General features: G+C 41.7%; 29 protein-coding genes. All 29 read right to left on the bottom strand.

The features are described 5' to 3' along the window. Positions 1–73: 73 nt before the first annotated feature. Entirely contained in the window at positions 74–1,762 is a 1,689-nt protein-coding gene (recN, locus tag ACNQGS_RS01525; protein ID WP_491485784.1) for a DNA repair protein RecN, read from the bottom strand. A 16-nt stretch (positions 1,763–1,778) separates the two neighbouring features. Then, positions 1,779–2,228 carry a transcriptional regulator AhrC/ArgR gene (ahrC, locus tag ACNQGS_RS01520; RefSeq protein WP_213120243.1) on the bottom strand — a complete coding sequence of 150 codons (450 nt, stop codon included), beginning with the start codon at positions 2,226–2,228 and terminating at the stop codon, positions 1,779–1,781. A gap of 141 nt (positions 2,229–2,369) precedes the next feature. Next, positions 2,370–3,200 (bottom strand): TlyA family RNA methyltransferase, encoded by an 831-nt coding sequence (locus ACNQGS_RS01515; protein ID WP_491485783.1) that lies wholly within the window; start codon positions 3,198–3,200, stop codon positions 2,370–2,372. 3 nt (positions 3,201–3,203) lie between these two features. After that, positions 3,204–5,099 carry a 1-deoxy-D-xylulose-5-phosphate synthase gene (dxs, locus tag ACNQGS_RS01510; RefSeq protein ID WP_491485782.1) on the bottom strand — a complete coding sequence of 632 codons (1,896 nt, stop codon included), beginning with the start codon at positions 5,097–5,099 and terminating at the stop codon, positions 3,204–3,206. Between the two features lie 158 nt (positions 5,100–5,257). Further along, positions 5,258–6,151, bottom strand: a complete 894-nt coding sequence (locus ACNQGS_RS01505; RefSeq protein ID WP_491485781.1) for a polyprenyl synthetase family protein — start codon at positions 6,149–6,151, stop codon at positions 5,258–5,260. 2 nt (positions 6,152–6,153) lie between these two features. After that, the gene (locus ACNQGS_RS01500) at positions 6,154–6,387 is read right to left on the bottom strand and encodes an exodeoxyribonuclease VII small subunit (RefSeq protein WP_213144906.1); all 234 of its coding nucleotides are present in this window, start codon (positions 6,385–6,387) and stop codon (positions 6,154–6,156) included. Continuing rightward, entirely contained in the window at positions 6,377–7,732 is a 1,356-nt protein-coding gene (gene xseA, locus ACNQGS_RS01495; RefSeq protein ID WP_491485780.1) for an exodeoxyribonuclease VII large subunit, read from the bottom strand. The genes ACNQGS_RS01500 and xseA overlap by 11 nt, the downstream gene beginning before the upstream one ends. A 123-nt stretch (positions 7,733–7,855) precedes the next feature. Next, positions 7,856–8,713: a bifunctional methylenetetrahydrofolate dehydrogenase/methenyltetrahydrofolate cyclohydrolase FolD gene (folD, locus tag ACNQGS_RS01490; protein ID WP_491485779.1), complete on the bottom strand. Its 858-nt coding sequence runs from the start codon at positions 8,711–8,713 to the stop codon at positions 7,856–7,858. Between the two features lie 34 nt (positions 8,714–8,747). Further along, on the bottom strand, positions 8,748–9,146 hold the full coding sequence (gene nusB / locus ACNQGS_RS01485; RefSeq protein ID WP_213144903.1) for a transcription antitermination factor NusB: 399 nt from the start codon (positions 9,144–9,146) through the stop codon (positions 8,748–8,750). A 302-nt stretch (positions 9,147–9,448) separates the two neighbouring features. Beyond that, a complete protein-coding gene (locus ACNQGS_RS01480; RefSeq protein ID WP_213120236.1) occupies positions 9,449–9,856 on the bottom strand; it encodes an Asp23/Gls24 family envelope stress response protein in 408 nt (135 codons plus the stop codon). Between the two features lie 18 nt (positions 9,857–9,874). Next, entirely contained in the window at positions 9,875–11,230 is a 1,356-nt protein-coding gene (gene accC, locus ACNQGS_RS01475; RefSeq protein ID WP_491485778.1) for an acetyl-CoA carboxylase biotin carboxylase subunit, read from the bottom strand. 13 nt (positions 11,231–11,243) lie between these two features. After that, entirely contained in the window at positions 11,244–11,753 is a 510-nt protein-coding gene (gene accB / locus ACNQGS_RS01470; protein WP_491485777.1) for an acetyl-CoA carboxylase biotin carboxyl carrier protein, read from the bottom strand. A gap of 138 nt (positions 11,754–11,891) precedes the next feature. Beyond that, a complete protein-coding gene (locus ACNQGS_RS01465) occupies positions 11,892–12,452 on the bottom strand; it encodes a SpoIIIAH-like family protein (RefSeq protein ID WP_213144900.1) in 561 nt (186 codons plus the stop codon). A gap of 16 nt (positions 12,453–12,468) precedes the next feature. Next, positions 12,469–13,131, bottom strand: a complete 663-nt coding sequence (gene spoIIIAG / locus ACNQGS_RS01460) for a stage III sporulation protein AG (RefSeq protein ID WP_491485776.1) — start codon at positions 13,129–13,131, stop codon at positions 12,469–12,471. Beyond that, positions 13,124–13,753, bottom strand: coding sequence for a stage III sporulation protein AF (spoIIIAF, locus tag ACNQGS_RS01455; protein WP_213144898.1), 630 nt, complete (start codon positions 13,751–13,753; stop codon positions 13,124–13,126). The genes spoIIIAG and spoIIIAF overlap by 8 nt, the downstream gene beginning before the upstream one ends. Positions 13,754–13,769: 16 nt before the next feature. Beyond that, entirely contained in the window at positions 13,770–14,978 is a 1,209-nt protein-coding gene (gene spoIIIAE, locus ACNQGS_RS01450) for a stage III sporulation protein AE (protein ID WP_491485774.1), read from the bottom strand. Positions 14,979–15,007: 29 nt separating this feature from the next. Next, entirely contained in the window at positions 15,008–15,388 is a 381-nt protein-coding gene (gene spoIIIAD / locus ACNQGS_RS01445; protein WP_491485817.1) for a stage III sporulation protein AD, read from the bottom strand. A 25-nt stretch (positions 15,389–15,413) separates the two neighbouring features. After that, positions 15,414–15,617, bottom strand: coding sequence for a stage III sporulation protein AC (gene spoIIIAC / locus ACNQGS_RS01440; protein ID WP_007084610.1), 204 nt, complete (start codon positions 15,615–15,617; stop codon positions 15,414–15,416). An 11-nt stretch (positions 15,618–15,628) separates the two neighbouring features. Beyond that, positions 15,629–16,144, bottom strand: a complete 516-nt coding sequence (gene spoIIIAB / locus ACNQGS_RS01435; RefSeq protein ID WP_491485772.1) for a stage III sporulation protein SpoIIIAB — start codon at positions 16,142–16,144, stop codon at positions 15,629–15,631. Continuing rightward, a complete protein-coding gene (spoIIIAA, locus tag ACNQGS_RS01430) occupies positions 16,145–17,062 on the bottom strand; it encodes a stage III sporulation protein AA (RefSeq protein WP_213144895.1) in 918 nt (305 codons plus the stop codon). A 177-nt stretch (positions 17,063–17,239) separates the two neighbouring features. Continuing rightward, positions 17,240–17,749, bottom strand: coding sequence for a TlpA family protein disulfide reductase (locus ACNQGS_RS01425; RefSeq protein WP_491485771.1), 510 nt, complete (start codon positions 17,747–17,749; stop codon positions 17,240–17,242). Between the two features lie 43 nt (positions 17,750–17,792). Further along, entirely contained in the window at positions 17,793–17,924 is a 132-nt protein-coding gene (locus ACNQGS_RS01420) for a CcmD family protein (protein ID WP_491485770.1), read from the bottom strand. 12 nt (positions 17,925–17,936) lie between these two features. Continuing rightward, positions 17,937–18,698, bottom strand: coding sequence for a cytochrome c biogenesis protein (locus ACNQGS_RS01415; protein ID WP_491485769.1), 762 nt, complete (start codon positions 18,696–18,698; stop codon positions 17,937–17,939). Positions 18,699–18,701: 3 nt separating this feature from the next. After that, the gene (locus ACNQGS_RS01410; protein ID WP_491485768.1) at positions 18,702–19,382 is read right to left on the bottom strand and encodes a heme exporter protein CcmB; all 681 of its coding nucleotides are present in this window, start codon (positions 19,380–19,382) and stop codon (positions 18,702–18,704) included. After that, positions 19,379–20,083, bottom strand: coding sequence for an ABC transporter ATP-binding protein (locus tag ACNQGS_RS01405; RefSeq protein ID WP_491485767.1), 705 nt, complete (start codon positions 20,081–20,083; stop codon positions 19,379–19,381). Before ACNQGS_RS01405 ends, ACNQGS_RS01410 begins: the two co-directional genes overlap by 4 nt. Before the next feature lie 25 nt (positions 20,084–20,108). Then, on the bottom strand, positions 20,109–21,098 hold the full coding sequence (locus tag ACNQGS_RS01400; protein WP_491485766.1) for a hypothetical protein: 990 nt from the start codon (positions 21,096–21,098) through the stop codon (positions 20,109–20,111). Continuing rightward, positions 21,095–21,466 carry a hypothetical protein gene (locus tag ACNQGS_RS01395; RefSeq protein ID WP_491485765.1) on the bottom strand — a complete coding sequence of 124 codons (372 nt, stop codon included), beginning with the start codon at positions 21,464–21,466 and terminating at the stop codon, positions 21,095–21,097. The genes ACNQGS_RS01400 and ACNQGS_RS01395 overlap by 4 nt, the downstream gene beginning before the upstream one ends. A 12-nt stretch (positions 21,467–21,478) precedes the next feature. Further along, a complete protein-coding gene (locus ACNQGS_RS01390; protein ID WP_491485764.1) occupies positions 21,479–21,982 on the bottom strand; it encodes a cytochrome c-type biogenesis protein in 504 nt (167 codons plus the stop codon). A gap of 1 nt (position 21,983) precedes the next feature. Beyond that, positions 21,984–23,966 carry a heme lyase CcmF/NrfE family subunit gene (locus ACNQGS_RS01385; RefSeq protein WP_491485763.1) on the bottom strand — a complete coding sequence of 661 codons (1,983 nt, stop codon included), beginning with the start codon at positions 23,964–23,966 and terminating at the stop codon, positions 21,984–21,986. Between the last annotated feature and the right edge of the window lie 15 nt (positions 23,967–23,981).

The following is a 23,981-nucleotide window of genomic DNA, read 5'->3' as shown; positions in this document are numbered from 1 at the left end:
TATAATTTTGCCTCCTTGACAACCATTTATAACTTTGTTCTATATAAAAAAGCTACCCAAGATGGATAGCTTTTCAAATTTTTTTATTTTCTTCTGCCATTTGCAATAATTCTTTAGCATGTTGCTTCGTTAACTCCGTAATTTCGGTCCCCGAAATCATGCGGCCAACCTCTTTTATTTTTTCTTGTTCATTTAGCGGCTTAACCGAAGTCGTCGTTCTTCCACCCTTAATCAGTTTCGATATATATAGGTGAGTATCCGCCATCGCTGCAACCTGCGGCAGGTGGGAAATACATAAAACCTGTGAATTTACTGATACTTTATAAATCTTTTCAGCAATCGCTTGGGCAACCCTTCCGCTTACACCCGTATCAACTTCATCAAAGATAATCGATGTAACTCCCTGATGTTTGGAAAAAATACTTTTTAACGCCAGCATGATGCGTGATAGTTCCCCGCCGGATGCCACTTTTGACAATGGCTTTAGCGGTTCCCCAGGGTTGGTGGAAATATAGAACTGAACATGGTCTATTCCTGTTTTTGAAAAATGCTGGGGCTCTGTTTCAATTCGTATTTCAAAAACAGTTTTTTCCATATACAATTCCTTCAGCTCTGTATGTATAAGACCAGTGAGGTTCTTAGCCCACTTTTGCCTAAGGGCGGATAATTCTTTTGCCTCAAGCATTAAATCCTTATTGATGGAAGCTAATTCTTTTTCCAATTCACTGATATGCGTTTCTTTATTCTGCAATGTTTCAATTTCTTCTTCTATTTTTGCGGCATATTCTAATATTTCCTTAATGCTTCTGCCGTATTTTCGTTTTAATTGATTGATTTCATTCAGGCGGTCTTCGATTTCGTGTAATCTTTGCGGATCAAATTCCATGTCATCCATTTCATTTCTTAAGGAACGGGCCGCATCTTCCAACTGATAATAGCAATTTGATACTACTTCATATAATGCTTTATAACTGCTATCAAGGGAACCGGCATCCTCGAGATGGCCCATGGCCATGCCAATCCAGTCAAGTCCTTTTTGCTCCCCGTTTAATGCGGAATAACTTAATTGAAAAGCCTCATAGACCTTCTCAAAATTCGCCAATTTCCTTTTTTCCTCAGTTAATTCTTCATCTTCATGGAGCTTTAAATCGGCTTTTTGAATTTCATTTAACTGAAAAAGAATCAAATCTAGACGATGGGCCATCTGCTGGTCGTTTTCACTTAACGCTTTAAGTTTTTGGCGCGTCTTCTCAAAGCGTGCAAAAACCTCCTGATACTCTTCTAAAGAAGCAGCAATTTCTTCTGCGCCAAATTGGTCGAGAAGCGGAAGATGCCTCGTTTCATCCATCAGTTCCTGATGTTCATGCTGGCCATGGATATCAACAAGAGCGGAACCGATTTCCCTTAGTGTTGAAATGGTTACGAGCTTACCGTTTATACGGCAGACGCTTTTGCCGGAGCGGGAAATATCCCGCCGCAATATGACCATACCTTCCTCTATATCAATGCCAAATTCAAGCGCCTTTAAGTAGACCGGATGCTGAGGTTCGTCAATTTGAAACAAACCTTCGATTTCTGCCTTATCTTCGCCATGTCGGACAAATTCAGCCGACCCTCTACCTCCTGCTAGCAAATGAATGGCATCAATTATAATCGATTTTCCCGCGCCCGTTTCCCCCGTTAAAACAGTTAAACCTTTTTCAAAAGAAATCGTTAAGGCTTCGATAATCGCGAAATTTTTAATCGATAGTTCTGACAACAAGAGACTCTCCCCCAAATTAAAGCATATCTAAAAAACGCTTTGTAATAACCTCTGTATCCTCCGGTGTCCGGCAAATAATCAGCATCGTATCGTCACCGCAGATGGTTCCAAGAATTTCATCCCAATCAAGGTGATCAATCAGCGCGCCAATTGCCATTGCGTTGCCGGGAAGACACTTCATCACAAGCATATGGCCTGCTGAATCAATACGGACAAAGGCATCCATTAAAGCCCGTTTCAATTTTTGCTGCGGATTAAACCTTTGGTCCGCAGGCAGGCTGTATTTATAACGCCCGTCGCTTAACGGAACTTTAACCAAATGCAATTCTTTTATGTCACGAGATACTGTCGCCTGGGTTACGTTATAACCGGCACTTCTTAGTTCCTCGACTAACTCATCCTGCGTTTCAATATCATTTCCCGCAATAATTTCTCTTATTTTAATGTGACGTTGACCTTTATTCATTATTCCACTCCTGTTTAAATACAAAATGAGCACTTCTACTCATATGTTAGCCCATTTTTGAGAACTTGTACATTTTTTCTTCATAAAAATACAGTAATATACAAAAGCCAAACAAAAAAGGATAGGCATTCGCCCATCCTTTTATTGTTGTTTTGTATGAAATTCTTTATGTGCTTCTTTGACTATTGTCTCAGGTTCTGCAGGCAGGGAGTTAACGCCTGCCTCCCGTTCGCCTACCCATTTAAGGTGAAGAAGAAATTCAATGTTTCCATCCCCGCCAGTAATCGGAGAGAAGGATAAATTGGCTGCCGTATACCCCTGGGTAATCGAAAAATCAATAATTTTGTCTATAACCTGCAAATGGACTTTTTCATCACGTACGATTCCTTTTTTGCCTACCTGTTCACGGCCCGCCTCAAACTGAGGTTTAATTAACGCAATAATGTCGCTGTCCGGAACTAAAAGTGTTTTCAGTACAGGCAAAATTAAGGTTAGAGATATAAAAGATACGTCGATTACAGCAAAATTGGGCATTTCCCCGCTTAAATCAGCAGGTGTGACATAACGGAAATTCGTCCTTTCCATCACTACCACCCGCTCATCTTGACGCAGCTTCCACGCCAGCTGATTATAACCAACATCCAAGGCATATGACATCTTTGCGCCATTTTGCAGGGCACAATCAGTAAACCCTCCCGTTGATGCACCAATATCAATCAGAACCTTATTCGTGACACTTACATCAAAAACCTTGAGGGCTTTTTCAAGCTTTAGTCCGCCTCGGCTAACATATGGGAGCACATTTCCCTTTACGCTTAGTGAAATATCAATTTTTACTTTTTCACCAGGCTTATCAAGCCTCTCTTCATTTCCATAAACGAGCCCTGCCATAATAGCTCGTTTGGCTTTTTCACGGGTTTCAAATAAACCTTTTTCCACCAATAATACATCTAAACGCTCTTTATTTTTCATTGATTATGCCCTTTGTTGTTTTTTCCTGGCCAAAATGGAAACCCGTTTCACAACTTCTTCAGTCGTTAACCCGATTTCTTCAAGAAGGGAGCCGACATCCCCATGTTCAATAAACTGGTCAGGGATGCCCATTCTGTCAATTTGCGAATAATAATATCCCTTATCGTGTGCATATTCAAGAACCGAGCTGCCAAACCCACCCTGTAAAATGGCCTCTTCAATGGTGAGTATAGGGATATTTTCGTCCAAGATACCGCTTAGCATTTTTTCATCCATTGGTTTAATGAAACGAGCATTTACTACCTTTACTGAAATTCCTTGCTTTCCAAGAATTTCAGCCGCTTCTATGGCCATTGGAACTGTCGTGCCAAAAGTCAAAATAGAGGCATCATCGCCCTCTTTTAAAACCTCCCAGGACCCAATCGGAAGACTCTGCAATCCCTCATCCATCGGAACCCCTAAACCATTGCCGCGTGGGAACCTCATGGCAATCGGTCCGTCATCATAGGTCAATGCCGTATAAACCATGTGCTGGCCTTCGTTTTCGTCCTTTGGCATCATTAGCACTATATTTGGAACATGTCTTAGGAAGGCAATATCAAACACACCTTGATGGGTTTCGCCATCTGCACCGACTAGTCCCGCCCGGTCAATACCGATAAAAACATTTAAATTCTGCCGAGCAATATCATGGACCACCTGGTCATATGCCCGCTGCAGGAAGGTCGAGTAAATCGCCAAGAACGGCTTCATATTCTGGGTTGCCAAGCCCGCCGCAACAGTAGTCGCATGCTGTTCGGCAATTCCGACATCATACATTCGGTCTGGGAATTCCTTTGCAAAACCTTCAAGCTTTGAGCCAACGGGCATGGCTGGAGTAATCGCGACAATTCTTTCATCGCTTCGTGCCATCCTGCGCACAGTTTCACTGACAAGACTGCTCCAGGCCGGTGGCTGCTTTTTATTTGGTTTAACAAAATCGCCGGTATCCATTTTATATGGGCCGGTCCCATGCCATGTCCCTGTTTTATCGGTCTCTGCCGGTTTAAAGCCTTTCCCCTTCTTTGTGATTACGTGAAGAAGTACAGGTCCTTCGGTCTTTTTGGCGTAGCTGAAGTTTTCAAATAAATCTTCAAAATTATGGCCATCAATCGGACCAAGATACGTAAATCCCAGCTCTTCAAAAAACATACCGGAAACCAGTAAATATTTTAGGCTGTCTTTAATGCGTTCCGCAGTAGCAGCCAATACTCCGCCGACTGCAGGCACCTTCTTCAGCAGGACTTCAAGCTCATCCTTGACCCATTGATATTTTCCCGCTGTCCGCAATTGGCTAAGGATGTTATGAAGCGCGCCAACATTTGGGGCAATGGACATCTCATTATCATTTAAAATAACGATCATATCCTTTTTTTCATGGCCGATGTGATTCAATGCCTCGAGTGCCATACCTCCTGTTAAGGCACCATCGCCAATCACCGGTAAGACAAAGCTCTTTTCCTTTTTTAAGTCCCTTGCAATTGCCATTCCCATAGCCGCCGAAAGAGATGTAGAACTATGTCCTGTCTCCCACACGTCATGCTCGCTTTCAATCCGTTTCGGAAAGCCGCATAAGCCCTTAAATTGTCTCAACGTATCAAATTCACAGGCTCTTCCGGTTAGAATTTTATGGACATAGGATTGGTGACCGACATCCCAAAGAATTTTGTCCTTTGGGCTGTCAAAGCATTTATGTAAAGCAATGGTTAATTCAACAACCCCAAGATTTGGACCGATATGCCCACCAGTGGCAGACAGCTTTTCAATCAAGAATTGGCGAATTTCTTGACTTAAAGCCTCCAGTTCTTTATTGGACATCCCTTTTAAAAAGGATGGGTCTTTTATTGATAATAGATCCATTTATGGACCACTCACTTTCATACTTTTTCGTTCTAAGGTGTCTTTATAGATAATGATAAAATAGCCGCTAACACAATCGTGATAACGGCAGAATGACAACGTTTTCCACATGGAAACAATTATAACATACTTAATCTATTGCCTCAAATCACTGTTTTTCAATGGTTTCGGGAAGCGACCAAATCGGTAATTTCCATTAATAATGTCGTATTTAAACCGGTTTTCGCTAGGTTTTCTTTGGCTCGATGAGTCTGCTCTCGGAGGGCCGCCTTCGCGCCATCAAGAGATAGCAATTTTGGATAGGTGCTTTTTGAATTGGTTGTGTCACTTCCTACCGGTTTTCCGATTTCTTGCTCATTTCCAACTACATCCAAAATATCATCCTGAATTTGAAAGGCAAGTCCCAAGTGATGGGCGAATGCAGACAGATTCTCTATTTGACTTTGATTCGCTCCGGCAATCAATGCACCAGCTAAAACACTAAATCCTAACAGCTTTCCAGTTTTATGGATGTGAATATATTCAAGTTCCTGAAGGGTAAGGGATTTTCCTTCTCCCTCCATATCCGCCACTTGGCCGCCAACCATTCCTTCCGTGCCGGCCGCCTTAGCCATTTCCACGATTAGTTTTAGTCTTGTTTCAGCAGTAATAGAGTCATTTGGAATATTTCCAAGCACCTCAAAGCTGTAGGTTAACAGAGCATCCCCGGCCAGAGTTGCAACAGCATCACCGAAAACTTTATGGTTTGTCGGCTTTCCTCGTCTAAGATCATCATTATCCATGCTTGGCAAATCATCATGAATTAAAGAATAAGTGTGGATCATTTCAATCGCTGCTGCTGCAGAAAGCCCCTTTTTCGGATCCATTCCAAATGCATCTATTGTAGCAAAAACTAAGAGAGGCCGAATCCTCTTACCGCCTGCTTCAAGGGAATAGATCATAGATTCTTTTATTATCGCCGGTGCATCCAGCTTTCCAACCAGAGAACGAAGATTGCTTTCAAGCAGCTGCTTATATTGTTTTGCAAATGCCTCTAACTGTCCGGTTTCCAAATCTATTCCTCCTCAACTACGGAGAAATTCTCCGTACGTCCATCCTCCGTAATAATTTGCGTTAATTGTTCCTCAACACTTTTCAATTTATCGTGGCAAAGCTTAGATAACTCCATGCCCTCTTTATAATAAATAATCGCTTCCTCTAAAGGGACATCTCCTTCCTCAAGCTTCCCGACAAGCTGTTCGAGCTTGTTCATTGCCTCTTCAAAGGTTAACTTTTGTTCATTTGTCACTTTTATCCCTCTCCTTTATCTCTTCCACTTTACAGAATAGACTGCCATCAGTCAGCTGGATTTGGACCTGATCAGACACACTCACTTGATTGACGCTTTTAACAAGTCGGTTATCTTCTGTATAAGACAAGCTGTAGCCCCGCTCCATAATTTTTAGAGGACTAAGCGCCTGCAAGGTCGAAAGCATATGGTCAAAATCAGTTTGTTTTTTTGTCAGGATTTGCTTTAATGCCCGGTTCAATTCTTTATGGGTACGTTCGAAATGTTTTCCTGCTTCCTGCAATGCCTCACTTGGGTGGTTTCGCTCGAGTGATTTATCCAAATTAGTTAACTGCTCATTTTTTAATGAAAATAATCGTGATATGCCGCGCACAAGTCTTTCTGTCTCCTTATCAACCTGTTCAAGCTTTTGTTCATAAAGGCGCTGCGGATAACGAAAAGCATAAGATTTTTGGACGCGATTTAATCGTTCTTTCTCATAGCGGAATTTTTCCTGCATAGCGCGAATAAGTCGTGTTTGCCGCTGCAGGGTTCGATCCAGCAATTCCTCTATATGAGGAACAGCAAGTTCTGCGGCACCGGTCGGAGTAGGTGCCCTTAAATCAGCAACAAAATCAGCAATGGTAAAATCCGTTTCATGTCCAACAGCAGAGATGATCGGAATGGCTGATTGGTAGATGGCCCGAGCCACAAGTTCCTCGTTAAATGCCCAAAGCTCCTCAATCGAACCGCCGCCGCGGCCGACTATTAAAACATCAATGTCTTTATTATTGGCTTTTTCAATGGCCTTTGCAATAGAAGGAGCTGCGTTATCCCCCTGCACAAGGGCAGGAAACACCAGAATATTGACAATCGGAAATCGCCTTTTAATCGTTGTGATAATATCACGGATGGCTGCACCAGTTGGTGAGGTTATGACCCCCACTGTTTTTGGAAACAGGGGCAGTGCCTTTTTTCTCTCCGGCGCAAACAAGCCTTCTGCTTCAAGCCTTTGTTTTAATTGTTCATAAGCGAGAAATAATTCGCCAATTCCATCAGGCTGCATGTCTTTAATATAAATTTGATACTGTCCACTCGGTTCATAAACGGAGATGTCGCCTTTGACAATCACTTTCATCCCATTTTCCGGCTGAAATCTCATTACCCTGGAGTGGCTTGAGAACATAACAGCTAGAATTCGCGCCTTTTCGTCCTTAAGCGTAAAATACATATGCCCGCTTGAATGCTGCTTAAAATTCGAAATTTCCCCGCGCACATGAAGATCCCTTAAATGCGGGTCGGCATCAAATTTTCTTTTTATGTATTTGGTTAAAGCATTCACAGATAAATATCTTTGTTCCTGCATAAGTTCTCCTTTTTAAGTCCACAAGATAAAAACTGTCCCTATCCATTATATAATCAGCCCCCCGGTTTGTCCGCAAAAAGAACATAAGGGCTAATCATCATAGATAAGGACAATTTCTTAGACTTATTTGCGGTTCATACTTTCCTTCGCAGACTGTAAGGTATTATACATAAGCATTGTAATCGTCATCGGACCCACACCCTTTGGAACAGGAGTTATGTATCCAGCTTTTTCACTAACTTCAGCAAATGCCACATCGCCGCAAAGCTTTCCTGCCTCATTTCGGTTAATTCCAACATCAATAACCACTGCCCCCTCTTTAACATGTTCAGCAGTAATAAAGTTTGGAATTCCCACGGCTGCAACCAGAATATCTGCCTGTCTTGTTTGCTCGGCTAAATCCTTCGTTCTTGAATGGCAATAGGTGACAGTAGCGTGCTGATTAAGCAGTAATTGGCCAACCGGCTTCCCGACGATGTTGCTTCTGCCGACGACAACTGCATGTTTACCGGCAACAGAAATTCCATATTCTTCGAGCAATACCATAATTCCATATGGTGTACATGGCAAAAACGTTTTCTGTCCAGTCATCATTCGGCCTATATTAATGGGATGAAAGCCGTCAACATCTTTTAATGGCGAAATCGTTTCGATGACTTTTGTCTCATCAATATGCTTTGGCAGTGGAAGCTGGACCAAAATGCCATGAATCGCAGCATCATTATTCAGCTCTTCAATCTTTGCAAGAAGTTCCGCCTCTGATGTTTCTTCCGGCATTTCAATTAATATTGAGTTCATGCCAAGCTCTTTACATGTTTTCTCTTTATTGGTGACGTAAGTACGGGATGCATGATTATTGCCAACAAGGATAACCACTAAGCCCGGAGTTATCCCCTGACCTTTCAGGCTTGAGACCTCTTGGGCAATTTCATGCTTTTTTTTGTCTGCGACTTCTTTTCCATTGATAATAACAGCTGTCATTTTCCTTTTCTCCCTTCCCTTTATCTATCCATTGTTATTCCATAACAAGCTTTTGTTTTACTTTTGAAAGAATAGCATTAATAAACTTGCTTGATTGGTCATCTCCATATATCTTGGCAATCTCAATTGCTTCATCTAAAATTACATTTTCAGGGACATCAGGCTGCATAAATTTTAATTCATAGGCAGCTATTCTTAAAATATTTCTGTCAACTGCTGCCAAACGATCAATGGACCATTTTTCTAAGTTCTCAATGATTAGCTTGTCAATTTCTTCTTTATGCTCGACTACTCCGAGAACAAGCCGGGATAGATAATCGTCGCCTGCTTCCCCCTCTAATACGTGTTCGATTGCAGAGGATGGCTCGCTCTGTGAGACATCAATTTGAAAGAGTGCTTGTAAAGCCTTTTCTCTTGCAGTTCTTCTTTTCATTATACAGTTAACTCCTTTAGGGATTTTAAGTAATTTATGACTATTTTTCATCCATATTATAGTATTAAAATAATGTCGAAACCTTAGACATAAATTGATAATAGCATAATTAAAATTGATTCGCACTTTGAAATCGATTTCTCCGGATAAATGTAAACTCGCCGATTGGCGAGTCCGATAGGACGAAGACAGAGGCGTAGTTGAATTTATGCGTTAAGAAAGTATAAAGCTTTCGACAGAAAGTTTATACTTTCTTATTAGCAAACAAAAAACCAAAGGAGCGAATCCTTTGGTTTTTGCTTTTATACTTCTTCATCCACAATTGGTTCTACTTTCTGTGTTTCGAATTGGACGCCGACTACGTGGATGTTTACCTCTTCTGCTTCGAGTGCGGTCATGTTAAGTAGTGCTTGGCGGATATTTTCTTGAATTTTCCCTGCCACTGATGGAATGGAAATTCCAAATTTCATTAAACAGTAAACATCAATTTTGATTCCTGTCTCTGTCAGTTCTACCTTTACGCCTTTTCCGTGATTTTTCTTGCCTAGACGCTCCACCACACCTGTTGCAAAGTTTCCGCGCATTCCGGCTACACCTTCAACCTCGGATGCGGCAATACCGGCAATCACTTCAATCACTTCAGGAGCAATTTCGATTTTCCCCAGGCCATTGTTCTCATGTTCCATTTCCAAAATGCTAAATTCGCTCATCGTGCGATCCCTCCAGATTTATACTGACTTCATCACATCATACAACTCCAGGAATTTCGTATTAAACTGGCCTTCGACGAATTTTTCGTGCTCAAGAAGCTTTAAATGAAATGGAATCGTTGTGTGAATTCCTTCCACAACAAATTCGCTTAAGGCACGTTTCATTCTTGCGATTGCTTCCTCCCTGGTGCTGCCGTATGCAATTACCTTTGCAATCATGGAATCGTAGTAAGGTGGAATGGTGTATCCCGGATAGGCAGCAGAATCAATCCGAACTCCCAGCCCGCCAGGCGGTAAGTACATATTAATCTTTCCAGCTGAAGGAAGAAAATTCTTCTCCGGATTTTCGGCATTGATCCGGCACTCAATCGCCCAGCCATTGAAGGTCACATCCGCTTGGGTTAACGATAGTTTTTCACCATTTGCCACGCGAATCATTTCTTTAATAAGGTCAATTCCAGTGACCATTTCAGTTACAGGATGCTCTACCTGAATCCTTGTGTTCATCTCCATGAAATAAAATTTCCGATTGCGGTAGTCATATATAAATTCTACCGTTCCAGCACCTGAATAATCAACCGCTTTTGCAGCTTTTACAGCAGCATTTCCCATTTCCTCACGAATCTCTCCATCAAGGGCAGGAGAAGGAGTCTCCTCAAGAAGCTTTTGAAGTCTGCGCTGAATCGAGCAATCCCTTTCACCTAAATGAATGGTATTCCCATAATTATCACCAAGGACCTGAATTTCGACATGGCGGAAATCTTCAATGAACTTTTCGATATAAACGCCCGGATTTCCGAAGGCTGTCGCCGCTTCCTGCTGTGTGATATTGATGCCTTTGATTAATTCCTGCTCGTTTCTGGCTACGCGGATTCCTTTACCGCCACCGCCGGCAGTTGCTTTAATAATCACTGGATACTGGATTTTTTTGACAAGCTCAAGGGCTTCGTCAATATCATTAATGATCCCCTTCGATCCAGGAACAATTGGAACCCCTGCTTCGCGCATGGTTTCCCTTGCGATGTCCTTGGTTCCCATCTTTGTAATCGCTTCAGGACTTGGACCCACAAAGGTAATATTACATTCACGGCAAAGCTCGGCAAAATCGGCGTTTTCTGCCAAAAATCCATAACCAGGATGAATCGCATCACAGCCTGTTAATTTTGCGACACTTATAATATTAGTAACATTTAAGTAACTGTCTTTTGATGACGTTGGTCCAATACAGTAAGCTTCATCAGCCAGCTGAACATGCAATGCTTCACGGTCCGCTTCAGAAAATACCGCAACCGATTCAATTCCCATTTCGCGGCAGGCGCGGATAATCCGAACTGCAATTTCTCCTCTGTTTGCAATTAACAGTTTTTTTATCATTCCTTTACGCTCCTTATTCTGGCTTTACTAAAAATAACGGCTGTCCGTACTCGACTAATTGGCCATCTTTAACTAGCACTTCGACAATTTCTCCGGTTACTTCTGCCTCAATTTCATTAAATAGCTTCATCGCTTCGACAATACAAACGATGGAATCCTTCGTCACTTTTGAACCTGCTTTTACATAAGCCTCTGCGTCTGGACTTGGGGAAGCATAGAATGTTCCTACCATTGGTGAAGTAATTTTATGTAAATTCGTATCCTCTGTTTCAACAGCTGCAGCCTTTGGTGCTTCCTGTTTAACAGCTTGAACAGGTGCCTGCGGGGCCGGGGCCGGCACTGGGGCTGCTTGAACGGCCACAGGAGCTTGAGCAGCTGCCGGTTGTACAGCAGGCTGAACAACAGTTACACCATTATTCTTTTTCATTTGAATTTTAGAGCCTTCGTTTTCATATACAAATTCTTCAATACTGGATTGGTCAACAAGTTTAATTAATTCGCGAATTTCTTGAACCTTTAACATTGAATAACACCCTCTTGTTCAAATTAAAATTATTACTTGCTACTAATACTATACCTTAATACTTCATATGAGTTCAATCATCTTAATTATAAAACACAAAAACAGGAAAGCGCAAAAGCGCTTTCCTAACCTCTCTTTTTATTTAGATGGCTGGAAAGTAACGGCTACAAAATTACTTTCACCGATCTCCTTTTTCACTTCTAAGATTATTTTATTTGCAGCTGAAGCAGATGGCTTTTTCTTGGATTTAACGGTTACTCTTACCTTTTCACCATCAGCTCTTACCAATGCATCCTCATAGCCCATTGTTTTAATCATCGTTTCTAATAATTCTTCCTTTTGGGCAATGTCATTCAGCTTTTGCATTTGATCCTTCGCTTTCATCCGCTCTTCTGCAGGAAGATCAGTGGAAGCCATAGTAGCTGTTAATTCTTCCTTCTGTTCGCCACGCAGTTCATCAAGCTTTAAGCGAAGCTCTTCAAATTCCGCATCACCGGCAACTGTAGAAACGACTGTTTTTCCATCCTTTGCTTCGGTTTTCGTTTTAGTATCCTTATTTGCCACCTCGTTCTTCACATTTTTCTCCACAGAGGCAAGGTCTGTGCTCTTTTGCTCTGGAGATGTGATGTAATAAACCGACAATACCACGACCAGACTCAACATCGTTAATAACCAAACTGTTTGCTTTTTCAATAGCATTCTAAAAATCCCCCTTTTATTTTTTAGGAACAACTGATACACGATGGCTCGAAACTCCTAAAACCCGTGTAACAGCTTCGACTATCCATTTTTTCACTTGAATATTTTCTGCACCTTTCGCTACGACTAAGACACCGCGAATATCCGGCTTCTTGGTTTCCACGACAACCGGCACTTCTTTTTCGCCATTTCGGATAATCACCAGCTGCTCATCAATGGTATTATCCTGAACCTTGCGCTGGCCGCCCTGAGTATCCGATTCCTCGGTTGTTTGCGATTTGTTTGACCGATTCTTTTCGAAAATTTTCTTGTCTGAAGAATCAATGTTAACAATCACGGTAACATCATCGACACCCAGCATTTCCTGGAGTGCTTTCTTTAATTGGTCCTCATATTTTTCTTCATATTCAGCAATGGTTTTATTGCCAGAGCTTTTATTCAATCCAAAAGCGGCGACATCCTCATCGCCACTCGTCTTTGCGGTTGTGGCTGCCGGAATGGCCGTTGCGCCAGTGTCATTTTTTAACACGATATTTCCAACAAGCATTAGGCTTGCTCCAATACACAGAACAAGAAGCATATACTGGAATTTTCCCGGCTTTTTACCTGATTTTTCATCCTGCTCATCCATTCTAAGCAGCTTTTTTAGCCATGAAATTGGCCCTTTATTATTACCCATTCTTCTTCTGGATCCCCCCTTCAATCGAAACATCAACTGTTTCTTCTGTTACGTTCCATTTTTTAGAGAGAAATGCGGCAATTTTTTCTGTTTCTTCTGCCCGTTTTTTAGATGGAAGAGGTGCTTCTGTGTTGATCACTACTGGTTTAACTGCTTCGACTGTCTTTTCGCCTGTTTCTGGCTGTTTCAGAAGAACCATTACCTTTTGGAGGTTTTCAGGGAATGCTCGGTCACTTTCTGCATTTGTTTCTACATCAATTTGTGCGATTTCCAATCCATACTGCTCCATTAACTCCCCCTCTACACCCTTTTTTAGCTGGACAGCCATTTCTTTTAAAATATATGCATGTTGAGAGGCTTGTATTTCTTTTTTCTTTGAATCTATTAAATTTTTCATATTTTTTTCTTCAGGAGCCTGATAAGAAGGAATAGCTGCAATAGCTCCCTCAAAATCCTTTGAAATAATCTTGAAGAGAGGAGTTAGAATAATGGCAATTAACAAAAGGCCCGTCACCATCTTCGTATATTTCTGCATGCTTGAATTTGGCAGCAGCATATCAATCACCGTGGCCAGCAGGATAAATAGAATGATATTTGTAACCCACTCTTTTAAAAATTCCATTTTGCTCACCCACTCCCTATCGCATCATCATCGTCAAATTTCCGGCTGCGATTATGACTGTTATACTTAGAAAAAACATCAATGAGACAATCCCTAATGCGGCGAAAACATAGATGACACTTTTGCTGATAATATCAAGGCAAGTGATAATGGGCCCTCCGCCTAACGGCTGAAGGATGGCTGCAGCAAATTTATAGATAAATGAAATCATCAAAATTTTAAATGCAGGGAAGGCAACTATAATCAGCAAAATGGCCACTCCGGCAATCCCGACTGAATTTTTTAAAAGTACTGAGGCACTGACAACCGTATCAGTCGCATCGGTAAACATCCTGCCAATAACCGGGATGAAATTTCCGGTAATAAATTTAGCAGTCCGTATCGTAATTCCGTCTGTTACCGCTGTAGATGCTCCCTGGACGGAAATTACCCCTAGAAATACGGTTAAAAACAGTCCCATTAAACCGATGCTCCAGTTTCTTAATAGCGCGGCCAATTGAGTGACCTTATATTGATCAGACATCGTGCTGACAATGCTTAGTAAAGCTGCCAGGAACAAAAGCGGCAGGATTACGTATTGCATTAATAATCCACTCATATTCATCAAGAACAAAATAACGGGGTGAAAAAACGCTGCCGACACCAGTCCGCCCGATGCAGCCATCAAAGCGAGCAGCAAAGGAATCAAGGCGAGAACGAAGGAGATCATTGTTCCAATCGCTTCGTTTGTATAGGAAATGGCGATATGAAAACTATTTAAAGCGATAATCACGAGCACCATATACACAATCGCATAGGCCACTTTGCTGATATTGCTTTTTTCAAAGGCATTTTGCATCGTTTGCAGAAACATACTGAATATCGATAGCATGATTAATGAACCGAGCAATTTGCCGTTGGCCAGGAACTCATGGAAAAGGAATTTTAGAAATCCCATACCCCACTGCTTGAACGAAAACTCTTTCTCGCCTTTGATAAAGTCATACAGGCTTCCCTTCTGACTCTCCGGAAGAAAACCGCCGTATTTATTGCTAATATCTTCCCAAAACTGTTTAAGCTCTGTTAAATCCAGGCTTTCTAGCTGTGAATCCACCAGCTCCTGCGGCGAAAGAGGGCTGGCATTGGCTTGAGTGGGCTCTGACCCCTGTGCAGCTTGGACACTTGGACTATAGCAAAAAAAGACTAAGAGAATGATAATTGGAATAATCTGCAGACACTGCTTCATCTTTTACTAACACCTCTTCCCGAAAACGATTAATTCGGAATTAGTTTGATTATGGTTTCGATTAATACAGTAAGAATTGGTATAGCCATGGCGAGTATAATGACTTTTCCTGCTAATTCGATTTTAGAGGCGACGGCCCCCTGGCCCGCATCCTTTGTAATCTGAACGGCAAATTCGGCGATATAGGCAATCCCGATTATTTTAAGAATCGTCTCAACATAGACGAGATTCACCTTTGCATTTATAGCCAGTCTTTCGAGCATATGAATGATTTCGTAGATCTTGTCCACCATAAAAAGAAATATCGAGCAGCCAACAAAGACAATTAATAGGAAGGCGATGTTCGGTTTTTGTTCCTTAATAATTAAGGCAAGAAAGGTAGCGACGAGGGCAATTCCAACTATTTTAATAATTTCAATGGCAAAGCCCCCCTTTCTATTGGAACAAAAAGACCGATTTTATTTTTTGGAACAGATCATCTACGATGGATGCCACTTGAAATAAAATATAAATAAAGCCAAACAAGGTTACCCATTGTGCATATTCCTTTTTCCCAACTTGATCAAGAACTGTATGCAAAAAGGCGACCACAATGCCGACACCTGCTATTTTGAAAATAATATCCACTTCTAAACCCATTGCTTTTCCCCCTAAAATAATAAAATTATCAACAATAATCCTGATAAGAATCCAAGACTCTTGACCATTTTTTCGTACTTCGCTTGTGCTTGGACAGCCTCTGCTTCTTCTCTTTCCAGATGTGTTAGGGTCAGCATGATGTGTTTCTGCTGGGAAAAGCGGTCATGTCGGCCAAGGGTTTCGCCAAATTGCCTCATAATTTCATATTCGCCCTGTTTTAATGCAGTCGATTTCCATATTTCCTTTAGGCTCGATTCCCAAGCCTCTTTTACAGTTGTCTCTGAATTGGTCAACTTCCCTGCAAAGCTCTCAAAAAAAGTGGATAGGGGCTTAGCCATCTGGGCTGCCAGCCGTCTTGCGGCTTCATGAAGAGGCGTATGCCCATACATGATTTCAGCCTCAAGGGATTGTAGGGCAAATTTCAAAGTTCGCAGCTGCTTCGGCCTCTCGCTAAGGTTTCTTGCGGCCTCAAAGCCTGTGAAGGTAGTGGCAACAACAATAAAAATGGCACCAATCAGCTTAACCATCTATGTCACGCTCGCTTTTTGGTTCAATTTTTGTCCGCTTCCATCCAAAATTTCCGTGATCGTTCCCGGACCAGCCTTACGGCTAAGGATTATTAACCGATCAAAGATTCCTTGGCTGAGTATTTCTTTTAACGAAGGCCTTTTGCTGATTTCTTCCAGGCTCGTCCCATGGGTCGTCATGAACAGCTTGATGCCGGCATGAACGGCTTCCTGGATTGCTTCGGCATCTTCTTTACGGCCAATTTCATCTACGACCAGAACTTCCGGGCTCATCGAGCGGATCATCATCATCATTCCCTCCGCTTTAGGGCAGGCATCAAGAACATCCACACGGTACCCGAAGGTTAATTGCGGGATTCCATTTACACATCCCGCTATTTCACTCCGCTCATCGACGATGCCTACTTTGGAGGCAGCAATATTCCGGTAACCTGTTGAGATAATCCTTGCAACATCCCGCAGCAGTGTTGTTTTTCCTGTTTGCGGCGGCCCGATAATCATCGTGTTCATCCAGTTACCATTGCAGATGTAGGGAATAATAGGTTCGGCACTGCCGAGCTTTTCTTTCGCAATTCGAATGTTAAACGAAGAGATATCCCTTATCGCCTTTACTCTTTCATTCTCCAGAATGACTTTTCCAGCTAGACCGATTCGATGGCCGCCTGAAACAGTGATATATCCGCGCTTAAGCTCCTCTTCCAAGGTATAAATGGAAAAATGGCTAATTTTATTCATTAACTGAACGGCATCTTCAGGCTGAATAATATACGATAGAAAGGTTGGCGCTCCCCTCATCGTTAATTCGATGGGCCGATTTATACGAATCCGAATTTCTTCGATTTCCTTTTTTTGGACAGGAGGGATTTGATTGATCAGGTCGGCGATTTTTCTTGGTAAAAAATTAAGTAAAGTTTCCACGAAAGCTTCCTCCTTGATTTACCCTTCTCATTAATTAAAATGTATGCCTGCTTGGACACATTATGACTGACAAATCTTCTAAAAATTGCTTTCACTCTATTTTTTTACATCTATTTAATAGAAACGAAAAACGGGGACGGTTCTTCCGCTCAAAAGCAGAAGAACCGTCCCCGTGCATCATTTATCGTATTTCTTGATCCAGTTATACATTTGCATTTCGGTAACCGGACCATTGTAGTGTTCTCTTATAATTCCTTGCTTATCAATGACAAAAGTCTCAGGCTGGCCAGTTACGTTATATTGCTTGGAAACTTTGGCATTATAGTCGAATAAATAAACCATTCCTTCCTTATTGTCATTTGTTACCTTTTTTATTCGGTCAATGGTTTCGCCACGGTTTATCATAAGCAATGGATATTTGCCGCCATAATCTTTTTGATAGGCTGCTAATTCCGGGAACTCATCCTTACAAGGCTTGCACCAGCTTGCAAAGTAGTTTAAAATCACGACTTTACCTTTATAATCTGAAAGCTTTGTCGTTCCGCCAACATAATTAGGCAGTTCAAAATTAAAGGCTTTATCGCCAACATCGGTATGTTTGCCTTTTGTGACAAGGCTATAACCAAAAAATCCGAACATCGCGACAATAAGAATCAACACAAGTGGCTTAATAACCCGCTGGTTCATTCGCACTTCCTCCTGACGGGCTGTCTCCCAGCCTTATTCCTTCCTATTTATCTAACTGCTTTAAAAACTCAATTTCTTTTTTCAGCTTGTCATGCCGTTTTCCAATAATAAGCGTATACACAAAAATCACAACCCAAGCAACAGAATAAGCACCTAACATATATTCATAATTCATGGCCGGTTCCTCCTATTTATCTAATGACTCTCTTAATCTTTCCTTATATTGTTGTACTGTTATTTTCATTTTTTCAAAAGAAACACCCTTATGAAGTAGATAGGAATAAAGAATAGTAAAAGCTGTAATCGTGACCAGCAAGGCAACAAGCATTGTATCCTCAATTCCGCCGCCTTTTTGAGAAGGTCCATCACCAAAAACAATTGGGTGGAACTTTGTCTGCCACCAGCGGATTGCAAAGAAGACAATCGGTACGTCGGCAAAGCCAATAATTCCGAAGACTGCGGCGAGTCGTGCTTTCTTATCCCAAACCCCATCCATTTGCCGAATCATGATATAGGCAATGTAAATAAAGAATAGAATGAGCGTTGTAATAAGGCGCGGTTCCCACACCCACCAGGTATTCCAAGCGGATCTTGCCCAGATTGGACCTGTTGTCAGAACGATAATCGTGAAAACAACACCAATTTCTGCGGAAACATAGGCATACGTGTCATAAATCCTTTTCCGTTTTATTAAAAATAAAATGCTGAAAACGAATGTTACAAAAAACGCCAAGAAGGCAAGCCACGCTGAGCTTACATGGTAATAGAAAATTTTTTGCGCAGCCCTCATGGTTTTTTCTTCATCTGCAAAAATAAAGATAAAATATAGTGCCGTAAACATCGATATGATGGTTGCGCCAAACAATACTTTTCCTAGGTTAACACTTTTCGTGTCTGTCAATTGCGAAGGGGGCAGGACCGCTTTTTCCCGTTCGAGATTCATACTCATCACTTAAACCTCCAGCACATAATCAATTAATAAGAAACAAACAACAAAGAAAATCACATCATAGGCTGTAACCAGCTGAATCCACGCCAAAGCGCTCGAAAACTGATCCATGTTCGTTAAAATGATTTTAGTTGCCTGAACCACACCGATTAAAATAGGGGTGGTAATTGGAAATAACAACAGCGGCAGCAGCATTTCACTGCTTTTGGAATTCGCCGCAAGAGCTGCCAAAAAAGTCCCGATGGCAATAAAGCCAAAGCTTCCTAAAAAAATCACCAATAGAAAATACGGAAAACTGCCAAGAAATTTAAAATCAAATAATAAGAATAAAAACGGAACAGAAACAATTTCAACAACTAATATCATCGCAAAGTTTGCCAAGAACTTGCCTAAGTAAATACTGGCGGCCTCCATCGGTGCAACAAGCAGCCCCTGCATCGTATCGTTCCGTTGCTCCGAAATGAACGACCGGTTAAGACCCAAAATACCGGAAAACACAATAATGACCCAAATGATCCCGGGGATTACAGCCTTTGTCGTGTTATTGGCCGGATCAAAGGCAAAACTGAATACAACGATGACGAGTCCGGCAAAGATAATTTGCGTGACCAAAATTTGTTTTGTTTTTAACTCAGAATATAAATCTTTTTGGGCAAGCAAGAAGGCTGAGCGAAATAGATTCATGATACACCCTCCACCTGCAGCTCATATTTTTGTAAAACATATCCCAAGCTTGAATTTTCAATTCTGAAGTCATCGACAATTTTGCCGTTTTTGACAATAACAATGCGGTCGCAGATTTCGGCTGCCTGCTTGAAATCATGGGTGACCATTAAGGTTGTCGTTCCTTTCTCTTTCATGGAGAGAATCACGTTGTTTAAAATGGCAATTGCACCCTGGTCCAGCCCAGTATGCGGCTCATCCAGCAGCAATACTTCAGGTTCATGAATAATCGCTCTGGCAATGGCAATTCGTTGGATCATGCCGCGCGAGAAGTTTTTGACCGGTTCATTTAAAAAGAAGGATAAGCCCACTTCTTTAACAAGCTCGGCCGCTTTTTGTTCTACATTTTTAACCCCATATATATTCCCGAAGAAGACGAGGTTTTCTAATGGGGAGTAATGGTCGTAAAGCAAGCTGGAATGAGGCAGATAGCCTAATATTTTTTTTATTTCAAGCGAATCTTTCTTCAAGTCCAAACCATTGATCTTGATTATTCCTGATGTTGGTTTAATTAATGAGGCCAGCACCTTTAGAAGCGTGCTCTTTCCTGCCCCGTTTGGACCAAGAATCCCAACAGTTTCCCCTTTATGGATTGAGAGGTCAACACCACGTAAGATCAGCTTGTTGTCAGCCTGCTTCGTCAGTTTTTTAATTTCTATCATTTGCGCATCCCTCCCACTCCAGCTGCTATTCTACAAAATTGCGTAAATTTAATTTCACCTGAACCAAGTGCTGTTTGTAAGCATCAAGCTTGGCATGATATTCCTTTTCAGTCAGCTTTCCATCACCGAAGGTTTCTTCCAATTCGATAATCTTATCCATGATCGCTTTCTGCTTTGACATTAACAGCTTAAAGGCTTTTTCCTCCTTATCAGCACCAAGCCGCTCACTTTCAAGTCTCGCTTTTCTTCTAAAGTAGGCATAATAGGATAATCCTGCGATAACGATTGCCCCTAAAATAATCAGAAAAATATGCGGATTAAAACGATGCAATGGTGATTGCGCCCACATCCTGAGGTGGCCCGGATTATGGAAAGCCGGTGCCGTGTGGGTAACGGACGTATTTTTAGCGGTTCCCCCAGTTGCCTGTGTTTGCGTGGTACTATCGGGCTGGATATCCTTGTTATACTCCAGCTTAAAGGACTGACCTGCTTTTAAATTTTCAATACTGTATCCCCAATAATTTTGATCATCAAATTTAAACAGACCCTGATTGGTTGATTGTGCCCCTTTTATATCAATGCTTCCCCTGCCCTCTGGTACGAGAATTTGGAGCATCTGAACCGGGTAGTCAACCGTCAGATTGATTTCTTTATCCTTTGGCATCCGATAGCTATATGGCAGCACCATGGTTTGGTTGCCTGGAATCGACGTAGTTGTAATAAATCCTTTATCCACCTGTTTAAACGCAATTTTGTTATCTAGAAAATTTAAATCCTTGGCCCCTTCTGGCAGCGTTACAGTTAGTACCGCTTCATTCTGGTCATCGCCTTTATACTCTTCTGCCGATTTATTGGTGTAATCGACCATATTCATCAGATTTGTTGAACCGTCTTCGGCCGGACTGACAACGAGGTAATGCATATCAATTAAAATATTGGAGTCGGATGCTGCCAAACCCTTTACAGGAATAAACAGCATCAGGCCCAGGAGGATAACGGTGATTTTACGAATCACTTTTCATCACTCCTTTTGCTTTTGTAACTTTTCATTTGTTCTTCTATTTCTTTTTCCACTTCTGCCATTAAATCTTTATCTGTGGTGCCGCTGATTATTTCTTCTTCCTTCATAATGCTTGCTATTTCTATTTCATATTGTCTTTTTAAATTTTTATAATCAGCAGGGGAAATCTTATCCATTTTGTACTCAAACTCTATTTCGTTTAACGTAGTCAATAGGGCTTCCTTTGTTGAGGCTAAGTCTTGATTTTTCGAACCGAGATGTAAGTACGTATCCCACTTAAATAACGGTGACAAAATTAGAAACAAGCAAGTTAACGCCAAGGCAGCGGAAAAAATCATTGAAATGATGGAGATATCGTGCATTTTGTTCACATCCTATAGATACTTTTTACGTTCTTCATCAATTATGGAAGAGAGAATTTCGCCTTCCACTTCTTCCTCAGCCGTCTGATTTTCCATCACTGGTTCTTCCGTCCCTTTTCGTTTGACCCATTTACGAATAACAAAGAACAATCCACCACCAGCGGTACCTAATGCCACAAACGGCAGTACCCAGGCAGTCAAGCTAAATCCGTTTTTCTCAGGCGCGGTTAAAATTTCTTCGCCATAAATATTCACGTAATAGTCCCGAATCTTGTCCTTATCCCAGCCCTTATTCATCATTTCGACCAGGTCAGATTTAAAATCCTTTGTTAATTGGCAAGTATTAGGATCGCATTCATAATGGTCCTGTCCGCACCCGCATGTACAGGCAAACTGCTGCGCAACGGCTTTAAATTCTGGTGATTTATAGTCAAATTCTTTTGCTTCGGCATGAAAGATTGAACCCTGGAAGATAAACGCAATAAGGAGGAGCCCCAGATAAATTTTATTTCTCATGCTATGCCACCTCTTTGCGTACTCCGGTGTATCTCGGAGTAACATTTCCATATTTTCCGTTCCAAACGGCGAAAAGTGCACCAATGACAATCATAAATGATCCCATCCATAACCAGTTCATCATCGGATTAACCTTTACCACAAATGTGGCCTTCCCATCATCCTCCCAGGCACTTAAAACAATATATAAGTCTTCCTTCAATGAGGAGATAATCGCCACTTCAGAAGAAGGCTGCTCCCAGTTCCCATAGAAAACTTTTTCGGGCTGGAAAGTGCCTAATCTTTTTCCATTTTTAAATACCGTTACATCAGCGTAAACAATATCGTTTATTCCTTCCCGTTTTTGATCAAGCCGCTCGTAATTTAGCCGGTAATTATTAATCTCAAGCGAACCGCCTAATGGTACAGTTTTCATTGTTTCAACATCATAGTTTTGTGAACCAATAATCCCCATGGTGATGAAGGCAATTCCAAGGTGAACAATATATCCCCCGTAACGGCGACGGTTTCGAATCATCAGGCGGTAAAGGGCAGTTAACGGTTTTTCCTTCGTCATTTTTCTTCTTGCCTGAACCCCTCTATAAAACTCTAAGAAGTGAGTGATAAATAATAGAGTAATAACTCCGTAGCCAATGACGGCCCACGCTTTCTGAATACCCAGCAACACCATTAAAACCATAGCGATAACAGCAAGAATGGCAGGAATCAAAAAGTTCTTCCGAAGATTTTTCACGCTTGAACGCTGCCAAGCCAAGAGCGGACAAACTGCCATCACAAACATCATGGACAATAGAATCGGCGCTTCTACTTTGTTGAAGAATGGCAAGCCGACCGTTACCTTTGTGCCGCGGACTGCTTCTGAAACGAGCGGGAAAATCGTTCCCCAGAAAACAGCAAAGGCTGCACCTACAAGAAGTAAGTTATTAACTAAAAAGCTGCTTTCCTTTGAGACAAAGGATTGAAACTCTCCCGCACTGCGTTTTAGCAGATTATAGCGGCTCATTAGCACATACAATGCACCAATTACGGCAATAGCCATAAAGATTAAGAAATATAATCCCAAATTGGAATTCGCAAAGGCATGCACCGATGTCAATACTCCGCTTCGAACCAGGAATGTGCCGAATAGTGTCAGAGCATAGGAAACGATAATTAGGCAGATATTCCAGATCTTCAGCATGTTCTTCCGCTCTTGAATCATCACAGAATGCAGGAAGGCAGTAGCTGTCAACCACGGCATAAACGAAGCATTCTCAACCGGATCCCAGGCCCAGTAGCCGCCCCAGCCTAACTCTACATAGGCCCATTGGCCGCCAAAGATATTTCCGAGACTCAAGAATAACCACGCGATAATGGTCCAGCGTCTTGTCATTTTAATCCAGAAATCATCGACGTTTTTCATGATTAAGGCCGCCATTGCAAAAGCAAATGGGATGGCAAGACCTACATAACCAAGGTAAAGTGTGACAGGGTGGATAATCATCCCTGGATTTTGCAGCATTGGGTTTAATCCTTTTCCTTCAAGCGGGACCTCATCAAGCAACACAAATGGCTTTGCGACAAATCCCAAGATAAAGAAGAAGAAAACCGCATTGGCCATTAGGATCGCTGAAATGTATGGAACCATTGGGTTCCCTTTCATCTTCCTTGAAAACACAATCATGATGGTGTATAAAGTTAAGAAGAATGTCCAAAGTAACAAGGAGCCGGCATTACCTGCCCACAGGGCAGTCAGTTTATAAATAATCGGTAGTTCGCTGCTTGTATAGTCTTTTACGTATTCAAATTGGAATTGGGAAGTAGCTAATAGGTAGAACATCGACAGCATAGCCATTGACGTACAAACTAGCAATGCAATAGTTCCGCCTTTTCCACTATTTATTAGCTTTTGATTTTTCGTGCTGATCCCCAGTGTTATAACTAAGAGTGAATAGATTGCAACCGCAAATCCAATATAAATGGCCGCATTAGCAAATAGATACATTTCGTCACCTTCTTA

Source organism: Neobacillus sp. PVCKKU3, from assembly GCF_058323225.1.
This window is presented reverse-complemented; position numbering and strand designations above follow the sequence as displayed.

Bases quoted from the DNA above. Each gene is read 5' to 3' on its own strand.
- spoIIIAE (WP_491485774.1), bottom strand. From the start codon at position 14,978: ATGAAGCAGTGTCTGCAGATTATTCCAATTATCATTCTCTTAGTCTTT.
- dxs (WP_491485782.1), bottom strand. From the start codon at position 5,099: ATGGATCTATTATCAATAAAAGACCCATCCTTTTTAAAAGGGATGTCC.
- spoIIIAC (WP_007084610.1), bottom strand. From the start codon at position 15,617: ATGGGTTTAGAAGTGGATATTATTTTCAAAATAGCAGGTGTCGGCATT.
- ACNQGS_RS01390 (WP_491485764.1), bottom strand. From the start codon at position 21,982: ATGAGAAATAAAATTTATCTGGGGCTCCTCCTTATTGCGTTTATCTTC.
- ACNQGS_RS01395 (WP_491485765.1), bottom strand. From the start codon at position 21,466: ATGCACGATATCTCCATCATTTCAATGATTTTTTCCGCTGCCTTGGCG.
- nusB (WP_213144903.1), bottom strand. From the start codon at position 9,146: ATGAAAAGAAGAACTGCAAGAGAAAAGGCTTTACAAGCACTCTTTCAA.
- ahrC (WP_213120243.1), bottom strand. From the start codon at position 2,228: ATGAATAAAGGTCAACGTCACATTAAAATAAGAGAAATTATTGCGGGA.
- spoIIIAB (WP_491485772.1), bottom strand. From the start codon at position 16,144: ATGGTTAAGCTGATTGGTGCCATTTTTATTGTTGTTGCCACTACCTTC.
- ACNQGS_RS01425 (WP_491485771.1), bottom strand. From the start codon at position 17,749: ATGAACCAGCGGGTTATTAAGCCACTTGTGTTGATTCTTATTGTCGCG.
- ACNQGS_RS01420 (WP_491485770.1), bottom strand. From the start codon at position 17,924: ATGAATTATGAATATATGTTAGGTGCTTATTCTGTTGCTTGGGTTGTG.
- ACNQGS_RS01465 (WP_213144900.1), bottom strand. From the start codon at position 12,452: ATGCTATTGAAAAAGCAAACAGTTTGGTTATTAACGATGTTGAGTCTG.
- xseA (WP_491485780.1), bottom strand. From the start codon at position 7,732: ATGCAGGAACAAAGATATTTATCTGTGAATGCTTTAACCAAATACATA.
- ACNQGS_RS01415 (WP_491485769.1), bottom strand. From the start codon at position 18,698: ATGAGTATGAATCTCGAACGGGAAAAAGCGGTCCTGCCCCCTTCGCAA.
- spoIIIAG (WP_491485776.1), bottom strand. From the start codon at position 13,131: ATGGGTAATAATAAAGGGCCAATTTCATGGCTAAAAAAGCTGCTTAGA.
- ACNQGS_RS01405 (WP_491485767.1), bottom strand. From the start codon at position 20,083: ATGATAGAAATTAAAAAACTGACGAAGCAGGCTGACAACAAGCTGATC.
- folD (WP_491485779.1), bottom strand. From the start codon at position 8,713: ATGACAGCTGTTATTATCAATGGAAAAGAAGTCGCAGACAAAAAAAAG.
- ACNQGS_RS01480 (WP_213120236.1), bottom strand. From the start codon at position 9,856: ATGAGCGAATTTAGCATTTTGGAAATGGAACATGAGAACAATGGCCTG.
- ACNQGS_RS01385 (WP_491485763.1), bottom strand. From the start codon at position 23,966: ATGTATCTATTTGCTAATGCGGCCATTTATATTGGATTTGCGGTTGCA.
- accB (WP_491485777.1), bottom strand. From the start codon at position 11,753: ATGTTAAAGGTTCAAGAAATTCGCGAATTAATTAAACTTGTTGACCAA.
- spoIIIAF (WP_213144898.1), bottom strand. From the start codon at position 13,753: ATGGAATTTTTAAAAGAGTGGGTTACAAATATCATTCTATTTATCCTG.
- ACNQGS_RS01515 (WP_491485783.1), bottom strand. From the start codon at position 3,200: ATGAAAAATAAAGAGCGTTTAGATGTATTATTGGTGGAAAAAGGTTTA.
- accC (WP_491485778.1), bottom strand. From the start codon at position 11,230: ATGATAAAAAAACTGTTAATTGCAAACAGAGGAGAAATTGCAGTTCGG.
- ACNQGS_RS01410 (WP_491485768.1), bottom strand. From the start codon at position 19,382: ATGAATCTATTTCGCTCAGCCTTCTTGCTTGCCCAAAAAGATTTATAT.